Raw genomic sequence first — 17681 nt, forward strand, 5'->3', positions numbered from 1 at the left:
AGTCTTATCGATTAATCCGCTCCAAACAAATTCATTCCGTAATGTTTTTTAATTTTGCTACTCTCTCAATCAAGTAAAATAACTGCTCTTTATTAATTTTATAATTTTTATCATATCTTGATCAACATATGCTTTTTTTAGTAATTCAAAACACTCTTTTTGTTCGGGAGTTGCAATAGGAAACACTGGCAATAACTCACTATTATAATTTGCTGCTCTACTACCTAACTTTTTTATATCATGGAGTTTTGGTTTATAATTAGAAAAAACTGATAAAATGCTACTGTAAAAACTTTCAGTAGCGTGATGAAGATAAAAAGCACTTTTATTTAACTCACCTCTTTGCAATGTATATTTGCAATCAATTAAAAATCCGCATCCGCTGCTAAACCATTATGCATAATAATCTTTAGCAATTTCTTTCATCGCACTCCAAGGTAAATCTTTAGCTTCGCTTAAGGTAAATTCCTTACTATCGTATAAAAGTATGACTTCGTTTTTTATATCAGTGAAAAAATAATGCCATATCTCTACCGACTATTTACCTCGTCTATTGATTCAAGAATTATTGATATCTATGAATAATATGGAATAATCTGCTTTCTTATTACTCCCGTCTGCTCTAATCTTGTATATATATTATCTTCTAACCTTAAAGTAGCATGTCCTTTATATTTACCTTTCTTTAGAATTATCAAGATATCAGTATCGCTATGGTCACCATTAGGTAAATCACAAACCCAATCACCTCTTGCAAAAGATCCATACAGAATAATCATGGCGATTTTATCCTGTGCAATATCTAGAATCTGCTGCACTATAAAATTAAGCCTAGCTTAGATTTTTAGGGAGCGATCGGGTAAAATTGTTTCCATAATATTACTTTTGTTTCTTGGTCATTTCCTCGCAATGACGGATAAACCGGTCCACGCAACAATGCTCTACGCTGGAATGACATTGCAACACTTTTCTGTATCCTACAATAAAACCTAATACTTTAAGTATTTAAACGTTAAATCTAAAATGTACTATATCCCCATCCTGCATTTTATATTCTTTACCCTCTAAACGCATTTTACCTACTTCCTTGGCTTTTGCTTCACTACCAAGGTTTATATAATCTTCATAACCGATAACTTCTGCTCTAATAAAGCCTTTTTCAAAATCGGTATGAATAATACCGGCAGCAGCCGGTGCAAGCGTGCCGTCTTTAAAAGTCCAACTATGAGCTTCTTTAGGACCTATAGTAAAAAAACTTTTAAGATTTAAAAGATTATACCCTTCTTTAATTACTTTACTAAGCCCTGTTTTATTTAAGCCTATAAATTTTAAAAACTCTTCTTTTTCTTCAATGCTTTCAAGTAAAGCAATCTCAGCTTCTATTTTTGAAGAAATTACGACGCTTCTAGCATTTTCTTTCTTTGCTCTTGCAGCTACTAATTTTGTACATTCATTACCTATAGCTGCATCTTTTTCAAGTACGTTACATATATATAAAACAGGTTTAGAAGTAATTAACTGCAATTGTTTTAAATTATCAGATCCTAAAACTTCATTTAGCACTCTTGCAGGTTTACCGTTAGCTAGCACTTTATAAACCTCTTTTAACAGTTCTATTTGCTCTACCATTGTTTTATCACCTGACTTTAAGCGTTTTTCACTTGTTACTAAACGCTTTTCGACCGATTCTATATCAGCAAGTATTAACTCTGTTTCAATAACCTCAAGGTCATAGATTGGATCGACTTTGTTATGTACGTGCGTTATATCCTCATCTTCAAAGCAACGCAGTACGTGCAGTATTGCAGAGACTTCCCTAATATGAGATAAAAACTTATTACCTAGCCCCTCCCCTTTGCTTGCTCCTTCAACAAGTCCTGCAATATCGACAAACTCAATATAAGACGGAATAATTTTTCCGCTTCCGGCTAAGCTTGCGAGTCGTTGTAAACGCTCATCAGGCACTAAAACTTTGCTGCTATTAGGCTCAATAGTACAAAACGGATAATTAGCGGCATCCGCAGCCTGACTTGCCGTTAAGGCATTAAATAACGTCGACTTACCAACATTCGGCAACCCAACAATTCCTAGTTTTAGTATCATAAATCTTTCCGTAAACAATAATTATAGAATCTTTTGTATAACCGTATCTTGTAAATTCTAGCTTATATCCTAATTTCTCGTAAAAAGGTTTAGATTGAAAATCCATAGTCGCTAAAGCAATAAAATTATAGAAACGCTCACGTGCTCATTCTTCAGCTTGTTCCATTAATATGCTTCCATACTTTTTGTTTCTATGATTTGCATCTACAAACAATGAAGTAATATATAAACTACCCAAAAGGCTTATTCATTGCATACCGGTAATAAAATTTTTATCTTGATCTAAGCATGAGACAGAAAAATATTTTAAATCTCCTGTTAAACCTTGCTTCTCTCTTGAATCTTTATTAAAAGCATCCCAAATTATAGCTGAATAGGCTTTATCCATTTCTTCAGCATAAACAATTTCAAAATCTTGGGGCATCAGTTTTTCTTTTAATTAAAATTTTGTTGCATTGATCAATTTTTTTGTCATTGCCAGGAGGCATTGTTGCGTGGATACCACACAGTCATTGCGAGGAGCGACAATCTCAGGATATTTGACGAGATTGCCGCGTTGTGTCGCTCCTCACAATGACAATTTTTATACTATCTTATTCTTAAATTTTTCTAACTTATTCTCTAATATTAAATCAAAATTATTAACTATTCTATCTATAGCTTGCATTGCTATTTCATACTCGGATTGCAAGAAATTATTAAGTAAGTAATCTGCTACATCCTGATTATTTTTTGGTCTACCTACCCCAACCCTAATGCGATTATAATTATTGCCTATAACACCGTCAATTGATTTTAAACCGTTATGCCCGCCGTTACCGCCACCGGTTTTAAATTTTATTCTACATGTTTCTAAATCAATATCATCATGAATAACAAAGATTTTTGCGGGGTTGATATTATAATATGTTTTCACTGATATCACTGACTTACCGGACAAGTTCATATAGGTAGTGGGCTTTATAAAAATAATCTTTTGTCCATCACTAATAGTTTCAGCAATCTCGCAATTGAATTGTTTCTTTGTACTAAATGATGAATTATATTGGTTTGCTATTTTCTCTATAGCAATAAAGCCGATATTATGCCTCGTATATTGATACTCTTTTCCTGGATTACCAAGACCAATAACAAGAATCATAATAATTTACCTAATAAATAATAGTAATGGAAAATTTTTGAAGAAATATTAATCTGGAAGAAGTACGTGAGTATTCAGAATGTCATTCTCGTTTCTAGCGGCATTGCCCGCGTGAATTGCAACACTTACCCAATGTCATTCCCGCGTAGGCGGGAATGACATAAAATGAGCCAATCAACAACACCCACGAATCCTCGCAATAACGATCTAAGTATCTAAGCAAGAAATTATCTTACTTCCCTACTTCAGGGGCTTCAGCTTCAGTTTTTGCTCCTCTACGTCCTATTATAGTTGCAAGGACAAATTCTTTTTTCGTAACAAAACTACATCCTTTCGGTAATTCTATTTTTGACGATTTTAGCGAAGTGGCAATAGGCATATTAGTCACATCTATAGTTACGTTCCTTGGGATATTATTAACATCACATAATAGAGTAACTCTTCTTTTTACTATATTAAAGTACCCACCTCTTTTAACGCCTAAAGCCCTTTCTTTCCCTTCATATACTATAGGTACTTCCATTTTTTGGGTTTTTGCTTCTAAAAAGACAAAATCAACATGGCGTACCATATCCGTAACGGGATGTAACTCTACGGCTTTTGGTAATACCTTATATTGCTTCTGATCGATCGTTACATTAATTAACTGAGAGATAAAAGCAGGCTTTCTATAATATTTAGTTATTGCTTTTTCTTCCAAAGAAATACTAACAGGTGTTTTACCAGCTCCGTAAATAATAGCCGGAACACGCCCTTCTCTTCTTAATGCTCTTGCTGCTCCCGTACCGAATTCCGTGCGAGGTTTCGCTTCAAGGTCTAATATTTCACTCATTATTTAAACACTTTAAACTTAAAAAATATCATCATAGCTTCAATTAATATAAAATTCAAGTATTTTGTAAAAGACTCATAAGGCATTGCTTAGAGAACTGTTGATATCGTCATTACGAGCGGCTAAAGGCCTTGTTGCATGGCTCAGAAAAAGTGTTCAATGTCATTCCTGCGAAAGCATGAATCCAATATTAAAGCGAGATAACTTCTGCTTTTAATTTCAAAAATTTGCTATATTTATACTTTTTGCTAAATTCCCGCTTTTGCGAGAATGATATAAACCGAACTATGCAACAACGCAGTAATTTCCTAGCAATGACTTAAACTTTTTAAATTATCAACCTATTTCTAAGCAATGCCACCAATAATACTTTACTCAATTCCTAAAATTTTATGAGTTTGCAGCGATAACCTAGCACCGCTTTCTAGTGCTAATTTTACTGCTAACTCATTATTTTCGTCATTAAGTCTTTGGTTGTTTTGATCCATAGGTTGAATAAAAACCGGTATATTATAAGAGGTTTGCCCTACTTCCGGTATGAAATTATATTCTAAAATATTTTTAGCAACGATGAATTTCACCGCACTAATTTGAGACAATAAATCCTCTCGTATTTTACTATAACCGGTTTTACCGGCTTTCGGCGAACAAATTATGTACACTTCATTTGGCAAAGCGCGATATAACGTACCGTTAGTCTCTATTTGTACTTTAAAATCTTGGTCTAGTAACTTCTGACATAATAATTCTATAGGTTGACGCATCGGCTCGCCACCGGTTATTACTACCAAATTAATCGCTCTTTCATTTTTAGAATTTAATGCCAAGCTTTCTACTTTATTTAAAATCTCAACTATATCCACTAACTTAAAATCCTCAAACTCCGTATCACAAAAATTACAAGCAAGATTACACCCTCCAAGCCTAATAAAGATTGCAGGGCCACCTACAAAAAGCCCCTCCCCTTGTATAGTCTTAAAAATGGACTGTACCTCTAACGTAGTACCGTCACCGTTTAATATGCTTCTTTTAGGATTTTGTCCGAACATTTTCAGTATTAATATGTACTCAGAATACCCATTGTAGCAAATAGTTAAAAAAAATAATAGAGTTTAATAGAGGTGTTGGCTCAATAAAAATTTAATCAAGTGCTACAATAGCTAGATTCCCTAAAAAGTTATCTCTAACATATCATGTATAATAAAAGGCTTATAACTCTTTCCTGATTTTAATAATATTACTGATCCTAGATTTTTAGCACATGTAAATCTAATATAAGGTCTATCCTCAAGCAAACCAAGCATTTCAGCATTTACTGTAACGGTGCTATTTTTATGGATATGAAATTTAATCGGTTTCCACTTTCTACACAAGACTTGAAGTTAGTATCAGTAGGAGCTTCAAAAAAATTAGTATTTTGCATAGTACTTATAATTGTTAGATTGAATTTATAGCATATATGGTATGAATTTTTGCTTAAAAAGAATTAACAATTGATTTGGTTTTAATTTTATTCAACCTAAATAATGCAAGTTTACAAAACTTAAAAAAAATCTTGCAATAACTCATAAAAAAAACTAATATTTGCTTTTCTATACTGTACGTGGCTTTGGTATGCCTAATCACAGTGAAATCTTAGTAAATACCAATTTATAGGGAATAATCATGCCTAAATTAAAAACAAAATCTGCTGTAAAAAAGCGTTTTAAACTTACTGCTACCGGCAAGGTTATCGCATCTCAAGCAGGTAAAAAACATTTTATGCGTCGTCGCACTAAAGCTCAAATCCGTAACCTTAGAGGCACTACAATACTTTGTCCTAAGGACGGATATAACATTAAAAAATATTTTTTACCGTACGGTATCAATTAATCTAATTCGGAACTAAAGCAATGACACGTGCAAAATCAGGAAAAATTTCCAAAAATCGACATAAAAAAATCCTCAAATTAGCCAAAGGTTATAGAGGTAGAGCTAATAGTTGCTTTAGAGTAGCTATTGAAAAGGTAGAAAAAGCGCTCCAATATGCTTATAGAGATCGTAGAAATCGCAAGCGTGATTTTAGGGGCTTATGGATTCAAAGAATAAATGCAGCAGTAAGAGAACATGGGTTTGTTTACTCTCAGTTTATAGGAGCTCTTAAAAAGGCAGAAATCGATATAGATCGTAAAGTACTGGCAGAACTTGCCGTCAATAACAGTGACGGATTCGCAAGTATCGTAGAAAAAACAAAAGCACATATTTAGCAATGTCATTCCGTGGCTTGACCACGGAATCTCAAGATACAGACTGGAACACCAGCTTCCGTGGTCAAGCCACGGAATGACATAATTTATAACAATTAATTTTTATTTTCGTTCGGTATAAATATTATGAAACGCACATTTCAACCTAGCAATTTAGTGAGAAAAAGAAGGCATGGATTTAGAGCTAGAATGGCTACCCCAACCGGAAGAGCAATCTTAAAAAAACGTCGTGCTAAAGGTAGACATAAATTATCTGCTTAAAATAATCTGACTTATCAAATTGTCTATTACCTCTTTAAAAAATCAAAAAGAATTTGAGCTTATAAATAAGCTTGGAAAGAAGTTTCATGAGAGATATTTTATTTTGGTAATAGCCAGGAATCTTCCCACAATCTTCCTTAAATCGCAATATAACACCTTTTTAGGCATCAAAGTTAGCAGGAAGCTAAATAAAAAAGCCGTGATTCGCAACAAAATTAAAAGGCGTATACGACATCTAGTTAGAATTATTGTGAGTGATGCTAAGCTTAGTGCTGTAAAATTCGCAATGATTATTATTCCAAGAAAAGGATTTGAAGAGATCAACTTCTCACACTTGAATTATGAATTAAGTAAAATAGTTCTAAGAAATATTTAGATTTTATTGAATAGCTTAACGTTGCCCGACGTAGAGCTGTTTGTCTGTCATTGCAAGCAGTCGTAGTACTTGCGTGGTAATCCAAAAAAATAATACACAAGTTCTGTAAATCAGAACTTTTTACTAGATTGCTTCGTCAATTACTATGTCATTTCCTTGCAATGACGTTAAAACCGGTCCACACAACAATACCTCGCAGTAATGACAACTTGGATATTCATGCAACAATGTCGCGTTTGTAGAGCGTTGTGATATTGTTTATTAAATCTCCGGGTCAGTATTTCCGAATATTGTTATATCTGAATTACTATCCGTATTTTCTTCCATAAAATTTAAATTGAGTTCAATAAAGAATTGCAGGAGTTATTCCTTTATAATTTATATTTTCTATTATATTTTTTGATACAATATTTGATCCTAGAATTAGTGTACCCTCACCGGATATATTTAAAGTGATTCCTGACCTATAGTTAGTAGACCAGCGATATTCAAAGATTTTCCTGTTTCTATCATTACGCTAGTATCAGAATTGAATGAGATATTAGTAAGAGTCGTATTTGATTCTAGAACAAATCTAAGAGTATTTATATTCATAGAATCTAAATGCATATCTAAACAATCTTCAATTTTTATTTCTTTTAAATAATTTTCTTGTGCCTCTTTTGACATTTCAAGTAACTCATTTTTAGAAATAGTAATTTTTTCTGCTAGTGTATATAGATTTTTATCTTTTAAGAGATCTAATAAAAAATTTTTACTAGATAAAAACTGCAATAGTTCCTTATAAGTTATAGCATCAGAAAACCATTGTATTAACTTCCAATTTCAAAAAAGAATTTTTGATCATTTTCCTCTGTTAGTGTTCTATAGAATTTTATTCGCTCATCATTTACCGTGAAATCATGGGATAATTTTTTGAGAGTTTCTTCTAACCTAGCTAATATTGCTAAATCAAAAAAAAATCATTACCTTTTTATGGACCTGGTCATTATTAAGAGTAAAAATCCTACTATTTACTGCTATTAACTCACATAATTTATCTCACTCATTACCAACTACGTAATCAATATCTTTAAAACTAAGTGGCTTTTGTATAGTTTGTTACTCCAAGTTCATTTATGCCTTTTTGCTTATCATCTTCATAATCATTATGAGCAATTTCAAATAATTGTGTTACTGCATTTGCACTAGCCATATCATTATAACTAGCTAATGTATTTAATAATTCATGATTTGAAATAATAGTTTTCATTTCTTCTGGACTTAATATTTTCTCTTTAACTAAAAAATGATCTTTCATCTTTTCTATTAATGATTTAGCTCTTAACGCTTGTACCTTTGCACCTAATTATTTAAAACTGTCTATATTTTCCTTATCTTGTTTTTTCTTATAAGCATTTTCTATTTCTTTTTGCCTTAATTCATTACTCTTACAGTTATAAGCCTCTTTTTCTTCTCCATGTTCAGGTTGACAGTTTGTAATACGCTCTATTTTGTTCTCTATTTCTACAATTTTTTCTTTTATAAATTTAGAAGATTCTATATATATTAACTTCAATTCCTTACCTACATTTCTAACTTTATCTTTAATATATTGTCTAAATTCTGATTTTAATCTGAAAAACTCTTTCATAACCTCAGCATTCTAAATAGGCATTGATTGGTTAAGGTACTTTAAATTATTGTAAATATACTGGAAATTTTCTTTTTGCTTTTCATGGTCAAATAAAAATGCTGCTTTTATTTCAATAGCATCAATAACACTTACTATAAAACTTGTCTTTTCTACTTCAAAATCTAATTCGCTCATATTCAAATCCTAATTAGTATTAAATTGAAATTTAAGCAATTTTAACTTTTGGTAATGTAATAATTAATTAAGATAGTGTCAATGTCATATAGTCATTCAATTGGATTTTCATACAACGAGCGAAGCCTATAACTAATACAAAAGCGACGAGTAATAATGAAGGTGAGTCCAAATCAATTGACTATAAAATACGGTAATTGATTTTTATGTAAGATGCTCTCAAACTATTATCAATAAAAACTTACAACCACTTCCGTTGCTTAAAATATTTATAGGTAATAATTATAGATAATAGCATTAAGCATAAGGCTATAGGATAACCATAAGATGATTTAAGCTCGGGCATTACAGTAAAATTCATGCCGTAAATACTGGCTATTAAAGTGGGTGGTAGAAAAAAATATAGTAACCAACGAGAAAATTTTAATAATATTATTTTATTCAATAGCGATCATACCTAGTACTGCGTCTAGAGTTCTTGTAATCTCAGTAGATATAAATTGTGACACATTAATTATTGAGTCTACATCTCGAAGCAATGTATCTAATAAATCCTTCGATGCTTTATTTTGAGTTATTTGTGGAGATTTTAAAATATATTGAATAGCCATAGTTAAAAAAAAATAAACACTCACGACTTGTAGAAAGTAAACAACCTTTTCGACCTATTTTCTTTAATACATTGGTATGATCTATACGCAAATTATTAATGTTATTATCAAGTATTAAACGTCCATAATCATCAATATCAATACTAATCGACTGTACAATATTCGATAATCTTGTTACCATATTACGAAGTAACATCAATAAAATATTTACTGCATTATTAAGCTGCTTAGCACATTTATTTATACAGTCATTAAAGGGTATTAATTCTACGTAACGAACTGTTATAAAACAACCTTTATACAAAAAAGATACTATAAAATGTGTTTCAGGAAATTTTTGCTCTTTATTCACGAGTTCCACAATAAGTTTAAATATAACGCCTCATTTTCAACATATAACCTCTCGGAAATCTCAATTTGCGATATGTCCTTTCAAGTCGGTATTTCTATATTTAATGTATTTTTTACTATTACTTTTCTTCATCTGTTATATTGAATAAATCCATCCATAATGTGGATTCATTAATAATATATTTGTCATTTTTTACTATAGAATTATTTTTCTTTAAATATGTAGTTATCATATAATCTCAAATATGTTTTTGTAGAGATTAACAAACTGTACTCTTTAAAGCAACTTAAAGCTTTTATTCTCGTAGATCATTCCTATTATTAGGCTTCTTGCATAACATATATTAGAAAGAGAGATTTGAAAGAAACACGCAAGCACTTGCCACCGAGCGTATATAAATATGTGAGGATGTATGGATGTATTGTTGCATGGACCGGTAAAACTCACTGTGTTAGCTAGTTCACTTGCTAACTATGTCTATAAAAACAATACTAATAATTTTAGTATCTTTAACTGGGTCCCATGGTCAAGCCACAGTGAATGACATAGATGAAATTGATCCACGCAGGCCCCCATGGGCCTTGTGTAACAGATTAACGTACAAATCACCTTTAGAAAGAGGTCATGCAAGAAGTCTATTTTCTAAATAACAAATAATATACAATATAAAACCATCAAAAAAAAATCCATGAATGATAGCCCATCATACTGATTTATTCACATTAAATGATATTACTATTGCCAGTATTGTTCTAAGAGAAATACAACCATATCCTAAATAATTCATATATTTTATCCTTAATACTTTTTAATATCATTGTAGGAGATTTATTATATTTTATGGATTAAAAATAATTAATTTATATATTATTGCTTAAAAATTACTTTCTTATCATTTACAGCTAAAGAAAGCAACGAGTCCACAAGACAAAGAATATGACAAAAGTTATTAAATGTTCGGCATCCAAGAGTTGACAAAGATATTGCTGCTAGTTTTTTTAAGTTATATCTAAATATATACGTTCCTTATAAAAGAAGAACTTGATATATTAATTACTTTTTGCAGTAAGATTCCAAATTTTCTCTGCGTTGCTTCCAAGCCACCAAAAGCTTATTTCTAGAATTGTAAAAAATACTGATTTATGAGTTGTATAATTTTAATAGAAAGATAGGTCAAAATTACTTGGCTCTATGGACAAAGTACCTTCAGAAAGAGTATATACAACAATTCCAACGAGTACATAAGCCAATAAGTTTTGTCACTCACTACTTTAATTTTTTCTAAAGAAAAAACAGTATTGTCTTTGCAAATACATACAGGAAATCGAGAAAAGAAAATTATTGTCCTAAAAGCAAACAATTAGTTAAAGATAGTGACAGCAAATATTTGGACTGAGCAATCACTTACGTAAATATAAGCAATACACTAATCTAGTCTTTAAGGAGGTAATCCAGCCGCAGGTTCCCCTACGGCTACCTTGTTACGACTTCACCCCAGTCGCTAATTCTACCGTGGTTGGCTGCCTCTTGCGTTAGCTCACCACCTTCAGGTAAAACCAACTCCCATGGCGTGACGGGCAGTGTGTACAAGGCCCGAGAACGTATTCACCGCGGCATGCTGATCCGCGATTACTAGCGATTCCAACTTCATGCTCTCGAGTTGCAGAGAACAATCCGAACTGAGATGTCTTTTAGGGATTTGCTCCACGTTACCGTCTTGCTTCCCTCTGTAAACACCATTGTAGCACGCGTGTAGCCCAACCCATAAGGGCCATGATGACTTGACGTCGTCCCCACCTTCCTCCGGCTTATCACCGGCAGTTTTCTTATAGTTCCCGGCATTACCCGCTGGCAAATAAGAATGAGGGTTGCGCTCGTTGCGGGACTTAACCCAACATCTCACGACACGAGCTGACGACAGCCATGCAACACCTGTGTGTGGTCCAGCCGAACTGAAGGAAAGCATCTCTGCGATCCGCAACCACCATGTCAAAGGTTGGTAAGGTTTTTCGCGTAACATCGAATTAAACCGCATGCTCCACCGCTTGTGCGAGCCCCCGTCAATTCCTTTGAGTTTTAATCTTGCGACCGTACTCCCCAGGCGGAGTGCTTAATGCGTTAGCTGCGAAACCGAAAGAGACTCTTCCGATATCTAGCACTCATCGTTTACGGCGTGGACTACCAGGGTATCTAATCCTGTTTGCTCCCCACGCTTTCGTGCATCAGCGTCAGTCGTAGCCCAGATGACCGCCTTCGCCACCGGTGTTCCTCCTAATATCTAAGAATTTCACCTCTACACTAGGAATTCCATCATCCCCTACTACACTCTAGATTAGTAGTTTTGAAAGCAATTCCGAGGTTAAGCCCCGGGCTTTCACTTCCAACTTACTAAACCGCCTACGCACTCTTTACGCCCAGTAATTCCGAACAACGCTAGCCCCCTCCGTCTTACCGCGGCTGCTGGCACGGAGTTAGCCGGGGCTTTTTCTGCAAGTAACGTCATTATCTTCCTTGCTAAAAGAGCTTTACAACCCTAGGGCCTTCATCACTCACTCGGTATTGCTGGATCAGGCTTTCGCCCATTGTCCAATATTCCCCACTGCTGCCTCCCGTAGGAGTCTGGGCCGTGTCTCAGTCCCAGTGTGGCTGATCATCCTCTCAGACCAACTACAGATCGTCGGCTTGGTGAGCCGTTACCTCACCAACTACCTAATCCGACGCGGGCTCATCCATCAGCGATAAATCTTTCCTCCGTAGAGAATATACGGTATTAGCTTTTATTTCTAAAAGTTATTCCGTACTGATGGGCAGATTCCCACGTGTTACTCACCCGTTCGCCACTCACTAACTGGAGAAAACCCCAATCAGTCCGTCCGACTTGCATGTGTTAAGCATACCGATAGCGTTCGTTCTGAGCCAGGATCAAACTCTCAAGTTTGATTCTGTCAGTTTTACTTATAAAAAATTGACAGGTTTAATTATCACTTTTGTGATATGTAAATGTTTACTGTCACTATCTATATCTAATTATTTACTTTTAAAAACAGCTGCGACTTGTTTCATTTATCGCTTTGGACAGGTGTAGTTATATGCAATATAATCAGCTATGTCAACTACAATTTTGAAAATTATTTTATTTTTGTTCTATATATCTAATTTAGATCCTTCTTTTACAGCCTATAATCATTACAAAACTTTAGTTAAAATCTAATCACCATTAATGCTAATATTCTTTATTCTATACTGTGCAGATATCTATTACTCATTGATATAGTATTTAGTAAATACCTATCTCAATCATAACTTTTCATGCTCATATAAAATATCATGAATAATTTGTAAATTCTTAGCATAAAAACAATCGAGTGGAGCAATTAAAGCTTTCTACAAAGCCCAGCCTATTGCTCTATCCCAAGTATCATCATCTAAGACTCACTTTTCTTTAAAAACTTTGCTTGCTGCATTTTGCAGAAAAGTCCAAATTATTACTAAATCACAAGCAGAATCGCCAACACTCATACCTCCAAAATCGATTACTGCATCAAGTTTGTCATTTTTTATAATAATATTACTGCTTGCAAAATCACCATGAATCCATACAGGTTTTTTATTACACTGAGAATTTAATGCTTTTCCCCACACAGATAGAGCTTTATCTGCATCAACCCAATGTTTTAAGTTTTTAATTGCTGATTTTATCTCAAGGTTATAAACTGCAAGATTACCCACACGCCAAAAATTATGAGTACCTGGAATAGGTACATCAGTTATATCAATCTTATATAATTCATTTAGCAATTTTGCTAGATCAGCAGCAATTAGAGACCAATTTAAACTGCTAGCATCAAAGCTATTTACACTTTCTCCTTTAATCCATTTATATATTGACCAATTCCAAGAATAATTTTTTGAAGGTTTACCTAAAGCTAAAGGCTTAGGGATATGAAATGACAAATTATGAGCTAATACTGGTAACCATTTTTGCTATTTTGAAACCGCATCTACATATTTTGCGGCACCTGGTAATCTAATTAACATTTCATTCATCGCCTAAATAAAATGTTCTATTATCATGACCACTAAATTCAACAGGTTTAATTGATAAATTAGCACAATTAGGACATTATTCTGCAATAAGTTCTTTTGCTAAAAGCTCTGTAATTTCTATATTCATAACTTTTTGCCTATTAGGTAAGTGATCAAGTCGGCATTGTTGCGTGGATCGATTTTTCCCTCATTGCAAGGAAATTACGTAAGTAATTAACGAAGAAAAGAAGAAAAAATTCTGATCTACAGAATTTTTTTTAATTATTTTCTAGATTGCCACGCAGACTACGGCTGCTCCCAATGACGAAATGGTATCCACGCAACAATTGTATAATTCTACCATCCCAAACGCCCGACCTTCAAATTCAGCTCTTTTAAATCGAATTTTATATCGATTATTGCGCCCTCTTCTTCTCTGTTTGCTATATCTAGAATGCCGCAATGTTCTTCGACTATTCTTTTAACTATAGCAAGCCCTACCCCCATACCTTTACTACTGGTTGTAACATAGCTTTCGGTAGCTTTGCCTATTAGCTCAGGCGGGAATCCTTTACCGTTATCTATTACAATAACGCTAATAAAATCATCTTGAGCATCTATAGTAACTTCTATTTTTCCGGATTCTCGCCCTTCTATTGACTCTTCTGCGTTTTTCAACAAATTGATCATAACTTGATTTATTTGTGTAGCATCACACATAAAATCAAATTGATCTACGTTAGACTCAAATTTATACAAAATGTTATCATTAAGTAATTGACGTGCTTCAACAATATGTTTAACTAAATAAACGAATTCACTCTCCGTAAATTTAGTAGCAGGAAGACGTGCAAAAAGCACAAATTCAGACACTATATTTTTAATATCGTTAGTATGACGAATAATCATTTTTAAATAATTTTCAAATTCTACCCTGTCCTTAATTTCAGGACTAAATTTCTTAAGCAATCTTTCAGAAGCAAGTAAAATAGGAGTTAATGGGTTCTTGATTTCATGGGCTACTTTTTTTGCAACATCTGACCAAGCCATTGCTCTCTGTGCTATAAATAAATCACGCTGCTGACGCGAAAGCTGCTTAATCATTCTATTAAATGCAGCGTAAAGCGTGCCTATTTCGTCTTTATCTACTTCATTTTCAGGCACTTGTACCGTTAAATCACCGTCTTTAACTTTGTCAGTTGCAGTAACTAATTTTTTAATAGGCTTTACTATTTTAGCAGTAAATATAACCCCAAAACTTATAGCTACAAAAAGAAGTAATAATGCAATAAAGATAAACATTATAGAGAACTTAATCTGTATATTATCTATTTCATTTTTAAGGATATTATACTCTGCAGCTGCTCCGTTAGTTGCATCTACATGGTCGATAATTTTATTATCTACTAATCTACCGACTAATAAATACACATCATTATATTCTTTTAATTTAATCAACATCCTTATTTTGGTCGGATCGGATTTTACTTCCACCGGTGCCCCTAAATCCGCTTTTTTAATTAAATGTGCTGGAATAGTTGCAAATGATAATGAAAAACTTAAATAACTATTAGCTACTATAGTATTAGTAGATTTGTTTAAAACTATAGCTTCATCAAGCGAGCGCATCTCTGCTTCGGTATTAAGTGTTTTAGTAAATAAAGCGGGATTATGAATTAAATCATAATACATATCGCTTAAATCTTCAGCAACGGCTAGAGCAGTTTCTTTTAGCTGTAATTTATGCTCGGCAATATAAGATTCTGCAACTATTACGGATTGATCAAGAACCGTAGAAATCTTCTTATCAAACCAAGCTTGAACACTAAGATTAAAAAAATAAACAGAAAATACTGAGACAATTATAGTTGGAATAGCTGCAACTAAACTAAAGGCAATTACAATACGATTTTGTAATTTAGAACTATCATTATTACTATTTTGAGTAAAAAATTTTTGAGTTAGTAAAACGCCTAAAATTAAAAAAATTGCTAAATCAACTAATAAAAATCCAATAATCGTACTAAAATTCTTTGATTCTAAAGATATCACATAAAAAGTAGCACAGACAAAAATAATAGATGCCATTGCTAAAGTAAAAATTAGTACTCTACTAGAAAAATAAGAACGTAAATTTTGTTTAAAATAACTAAGCATAGATACAGTTTATATGGCTATAACAGTTCTTTATAACATAAAAAAAAGCGAGTTAGGAACATTTGTACTTTAAGTCATTCCTGCGGGGGCATTGCTGAGTGGACACCTAATCGTCATTGCGAGCAGTCATAGGCTGCGTGGCCATCTCATCAAATATCCTGAGATTGCGGACGTATAATTGCTACGCAATTTCATTGCAATGACGAAAAATTACAAAGCAATCTACATAACAAAAAAGCTAGAAATATTAATATTTCTAGCTTTTTATTTAGTATTAAAATTATTTGAAATTTTATTCATCAAACATTTTTTTACGAGCAAATTTTCTCTGTCTTCTTGCTGCTTCTTGTGCTTTACGAACACGCTTCGCTGAAGGTGTTTCATAATAACGCTGTTCTTTCATCTTACGAAAATAAAGCTCTCTTTGTAGCTTTTTCTTAAAATTCCTAAGCGTATTGTCACAATTACCGGCGTGAACATTTACTAGTATCACTAAAATTACTCTCCTTATAAAGATATTGTAGTTCGTTGGACTATACCCTATAATTAAGTTATATGTCAAGGTTAAAAAATATGAGCATTAAAGAACACCATATAAAAAAAATAAGCTTCGTGCAGTCTTTATTAGAATTATTACCGTTTAATGAATGGAATAATACGCTCCTTGAAGAAGCAGAAGAAAAATGCGGCTTTGCAAAAGGTTATGCTTTAATAGTTTTTCCAGACGGTTTATCTGAAATAATAGAATTCTTTGAAAGCTATTTAGATAATATTATGCTAGAACGCTTAAAGACAATAGAAGAACCGACAAAAATAAGAGATAAAATATCTTTAGCAGTAAAGATTAGGATCAAAACCATGCTGCCTATTATGCAGAGTAAGAATGCCGCTTATTTTGCATTAAACCCAATGCAAGGAACTGAAGTTGCATTCCGTAGTTGTGATGCTATTTGGCGTTATACCGGCGATAAATCTATTGATTTTAACTATTATACTAAAAGAGGTTTATTGCTATCTGTTTATATCTCCTCTATTCTTTTTTACATACAAGACGAATCGGAGAATTATATTGAAACTGATCAATTCATTGATACTGCCGTAGAGAATATAGTAAACACTTTCTCTCAGATGAAAAAATTACTCGACCCCTCAAATATACCCATAGTCAGAATGTTCACATAGATATACTCAGTTTTTATTGACTACATTCGAGTAGTTTTTGGTCAAAAGTAAGTAACGGCATACTTAAATATTTTGCTTTAGCGAGTAGTATACCAACTGTATGAATATTACATTTTGTATAATATTCTAGAGCATTTAGGTAATATTCTTTTTCACAATGTACACCTTTGTAAGCAAGTAGATCCGATAAAGTAGAAGAGATTTTATTGAGAGAAATTTTATAAACAGAAGATAGAACAAATATTACATCCGTAAATACAGTGTGCTCTATTATTAAAGTAATATGTCCTGTTTTAACTTGTTCAAACATTTCTTTCGTCTGATTAAACATATTTTTATCATCGGCAAATAAATATCTAACAATAACATTTGTATCACATATATATTGCATTGTATTTCCTTAACATTTTTATAATGTGAAAATACACTCTCCATCCAAGCTTTTTCTCTTACCTCTTCAAAAGAAGTTTTTGTATTTTTTTTATTATTTTGCACATACACCCCCATACATCTGAAACATGAGATAATATAACTTTATTATTATAATCAATTTCTATAGAAATAATATTGCTATTTTCTCTAAC

22 protein-coding genes, 1 rRNA gene and 2 pseudogenes are annotated in these 17681 nt (G+C 32.8%); 6 read left to right on the top strand and 19 right to left on the bottom strand.

Annotated elements, in window-relative coordinates:
- Window positions 1-69 precede the first annotated feature (69 nt).
- From A1C_RS07815 to A1C_RS07820, 9 genes are all read right to left on the bottom strand, one after another.
- Entirely contained in the window at window positions 70-348 is a 279-nt protein-coding gene (locus A1C_RS07815) for a HEPN domain-containing protein (protein ID WP_232279091.1), read from the bottom strand.
- A 227-nt stretch (window positions 349-575) separates the two neighbouring features.
- Entirely contained in the window at window positions 576-818 is a 243-nt protein-coding gene (locus A1C_RS04220) for a nucleotidyltransferase domain-containing protein (RefSeq protein ID WP_232279092.1), read from the bottom strand.
- Window positions 819-1005: 187 nt separating this feature from the next.
- Complete coding sequence (gene ychF / locus A1C_RS04225; protein ID WP_012149836.1) at window positions 1006-2103, bottom strand: redox-regulated ATPase YchF; 1098 nt, start codon at window positions 2101-2103, stop codon at window positions 1006-1008.
- Window positions 2104-2248: 145 nt separating this feature from the next.
- A complete protein-coding gene (locus A1C_RS09565) occupies window positions 2249-2341 on the bottom strand; it encodes a GNAT family N-acetyltransferase (protein WP_408635236.1) in 93 nt (30 codons plus the stop codon).
- 9 nt (window positions 2342-2350) lie between these two features.
- Window positions 2351-2527, bottom strand: a complete 177-nt coding sequence (locus A1C_RS08725; RefSeq protein WP_012149838.1) for a hypothetical protein — start codon at window positions 2525-2527, stop codon at window positions 2351-2353.
- 159 nt (window positions 2528-2686) lie between these two features.
- Entirely contained in the window at window positions 2687-3244 is a 558-nt protein-coding gene (pth, locus tag A1C_RS04235; protein ID WP_012149839.1) for an aminoacyl-tRNA hydrolase, read from the bottom strand.
- 232 nt (window positions 3245-3476) lie between these two features.
- Complete coding sequence (locus tag A1C_RS04240) at window positions 3477-4076, bottom strand: 50S ribosomal protein L25/general stress protein Ctc (RefSeq protein WP_012149840.1); 600 nt, start codon at window positions 4074-4076, stop codon at window positions 3477-3479.
- A gap of 371 nt (window positions 4077-4447) precedes the next feature.
- Window positions 4448-5125 carry a 7-carboxy-7-deazaguanine synthase QueE gene (locus A1C_RS04245; RefSeq protein WP_012149841.1) on the bottom strand — a complete coding sequence of 226 codons (678 nt, stop codon included), beginning with the start codon at window positions 5123-5125 and terminating at the stop codon, window positions 4448-4450.
- A gap of 120 nt (window positions 5126-5245) precedes the next feature.
- The gene (locus A1C_RS07820; RefSeq protein ID WP_157211906.1) at window positions 5246-5449 is read right to left on the bottom strand and encodes a hypothetical protein; all 204 of its coding nucleotides are present in this window, start codon (window positions 5447-5449) and stop codon (window positions 5246-5248) included.
- Between the two features lie 292 nt (window positions 5450-5741).
- On the opposite strand from A1C_RS07820, the gene rpmI reads away from it, so the two are divergent.
- The 4 genes from rpmI to rnpA all read left to right on the top strand — a co-directional run bounded on the left by rpmI (window position 5742) and on the right by rnpA (window position 6959).
- The gene (gene rpmI / locus A1C_RS04255) at window positions 5742-5948 is read left to right on the top strand and encodes a 50S ribosomal protein L35 (RefSeq protein ID WP_012149843.1); all 207 of its coding nucleotides are present in this window, start codon (window positions 5742-5744) and stop codon (window positions 5946-5948) included.
- 20 nt (window positions 5949-5968) lie between these two features.
- A complete protein-coding gene (gene rplT, locus A1C_RS04260; RefSeq protein ID WP_012149844.1) occupies window positions 5969-6322 on the top strand; it encodes a 50S ribosomal protein L20 in 354 nt (117 codons plus the stop codon).
- 126 nt (window positions 6323-6448) lie between these two features.
- On the top strand, window positions 6449-6583 hold the full coding sequence (gene rpmH, locus A1C_RS04265; protein WP_012149845.1) for a 50S ribosomal protein L34: 135 nt from the start codon (window positions 6449-6451) through the stop codon (window positions 6581-6583).
- Between the two features lie 19 nt (window positions 6584-6602).
- Window positions 6603-6959 carry a ribonuclease P protein component gene (gene rnpA, locus A1C_RS04270; protein ID WP_012149846.1) on the top strand — a complete coding sequence of 119 codons (357 nt, stop codon included), beginning with the start codon at window positions 6603-6605 and terminating at the stop codon, window positions 6957-6959.
- A gap of 447 nt (window positions 6960-7406) precedes the next feature.
- Here the strand turns inward: rnpA and A1C_RS08730 are convergent, their stop codons facing one another.
- From A1C_RS08730 to A1C_RS08740, 4 genes are all read right to left on the bottom strand, one after another.
- The gene (locus A1C_RS08730; RefSeq protein ID WP_012149847.1) at window positions 7407-7733 is read right to left on the bottom strand and encodes a hypothetical protein; all 327 of its coding nucleotides are present in this window, start codon (window positions 7731-7733) and stop codon (window positions 7407-7409) included.
- Window positions 7734-8037: 304 nt separating this feature from the next.
- The gene (locus tag A1C_RS04280; RefSeq protein WP_012149848.1) at window positions 8038-8259 is read right to left on the bottom strand and encodes a hypothetical protein; all 222 of its coding nucleotides are present in this window, start codon (window positions 8257-8259) and stop codon (window positions 8038-8040) included.
- 48 nt (window positions 8260-8307) lie between these two features.
- Window positions 8308-8592 (bottom strand): hypothetical protein, encoded by a 285-nt coding sequence (locus A1C_RS08735; RefSeq protein WP_012149849.1) that lies wholly within the window; start codon window positions 8590-8592, stop codon window positions 8308-8310.
- Window positions 8593-8604: 12 nt separating this feature from the next.
- On the bottom strand, window positions 8605-8769 hold the full coding sequence (locus tag A1C_RS08740; protein WP_012149850.1) for a hypothetical protein: 165 nt from the start codon (window positions 8767-8769) through the stop codon (window positions 8605-8607).
- 113 nt (window positions 8770-8882) lie between these two features.
- Here A1C_RS08740 and A1C_RS07115 point away from each other — a divergent pair.
- A pseudogene (locus A1C_RS07115) lies at window positions 8883-8957 on the top strand (palindromic element RPE2 domain-containing protein); the annotation flags it as partial.
- 53 nt (window positions 8958-9010) lie between these two features.
- Here A1C_RS07115 and A1C_RS04290 read toward each other — a convergent pair.
- The 5 genes and pseudogenes from A1C_RS04290 to rpsU form a co-directional block, all read right to left on the bottom strand.
- Window positions 9011-9964: pseudogene (locus A1C_RS04290) on the bottom strand (CorA family divalent cation transporter).
- 1207 nt (window positions 9965-11171) lie between these two features.
- Window positions 11172-12670 (bottom strand): 16S ribosomal RNA (locus A1C_RS04295).
- A gap of 494 nt (window positions 12671-13164) precedes the next feature.
- Window positions 13165-13686 carry a phosphotransferase gene (locus A1C_RS04300; protein ID WP_012149851.1) on the bottom strand — a complete coding sequence of 174 codons (522 nt, stop codon included), beginning with the start codon at window positions 13684-13686 and terminating at the stop codon, window positions 13165-13167.
- Between the two features lie 429 nt (window positions 13687-14115).
- Complete coding sequence (locus A1C_RS04305) at window positions 14116-15915, bottom strand: sensor histidine kinase NtrY-like (protein WP_012149852.1); 1800 nt, start codon at window positions 15913-15915, stop codon at window positions 14116-14118.
- A 292-nt stretch (window positions 15916-16207) separates the two neighbouring features.
- A complete protein-coding gene (gene rpsU, locus A1C_RS04310; RefSeq protein ID WP_012149853.1) occupies window positions 16208-16408 on the bottom strand; it encodes a 30S ribosomal protein S21 in 201 nt (66 codons plus the stop codon).
- Window positions 16409-16488: 80 nt separating this feature from the next.
- Between rpsU and A1C_RS04315 the strand changes: the two genes are divergently transcribed.
- Complete coding sequence (locus A1C_RS04315) at window positions 16489-17097, top strand: COQ9 family protein (protein WP_012149854.1); 609 nt, start codon at window positions 16489-16491, stop codon at window positions 17095-17097.
- A 13-nt stretch (window positions 17098-17110) separates the two neighbouring features.
- Here the strand turns inward: A1C_RS04315 and A1C_RS04320 are convergent, their stop codons facing one another.
- A complete protein-coding gene (locus A1C_RS04320) occupies window positions 17111-17488 on the bottom strand; it encodes a PIN domain-containing protein (protein ID WP_012149855.1) in 378 nt (125 codons plus the stop codon).
- Between the last annotated feature and the right edge of the window lie 193 nt (window positions 17489-17681).

The organism is Rickettsia akari str. Hartford (assembly GCF_000018205.1).
In the GTDB taxonomy this organism is placed as follows: Bacteria; Pseudomonadota; Alphaproteobacteria; order Rickettsiales; family Rickettsiaceae; genus Rickettsia; species Rickettsia akari.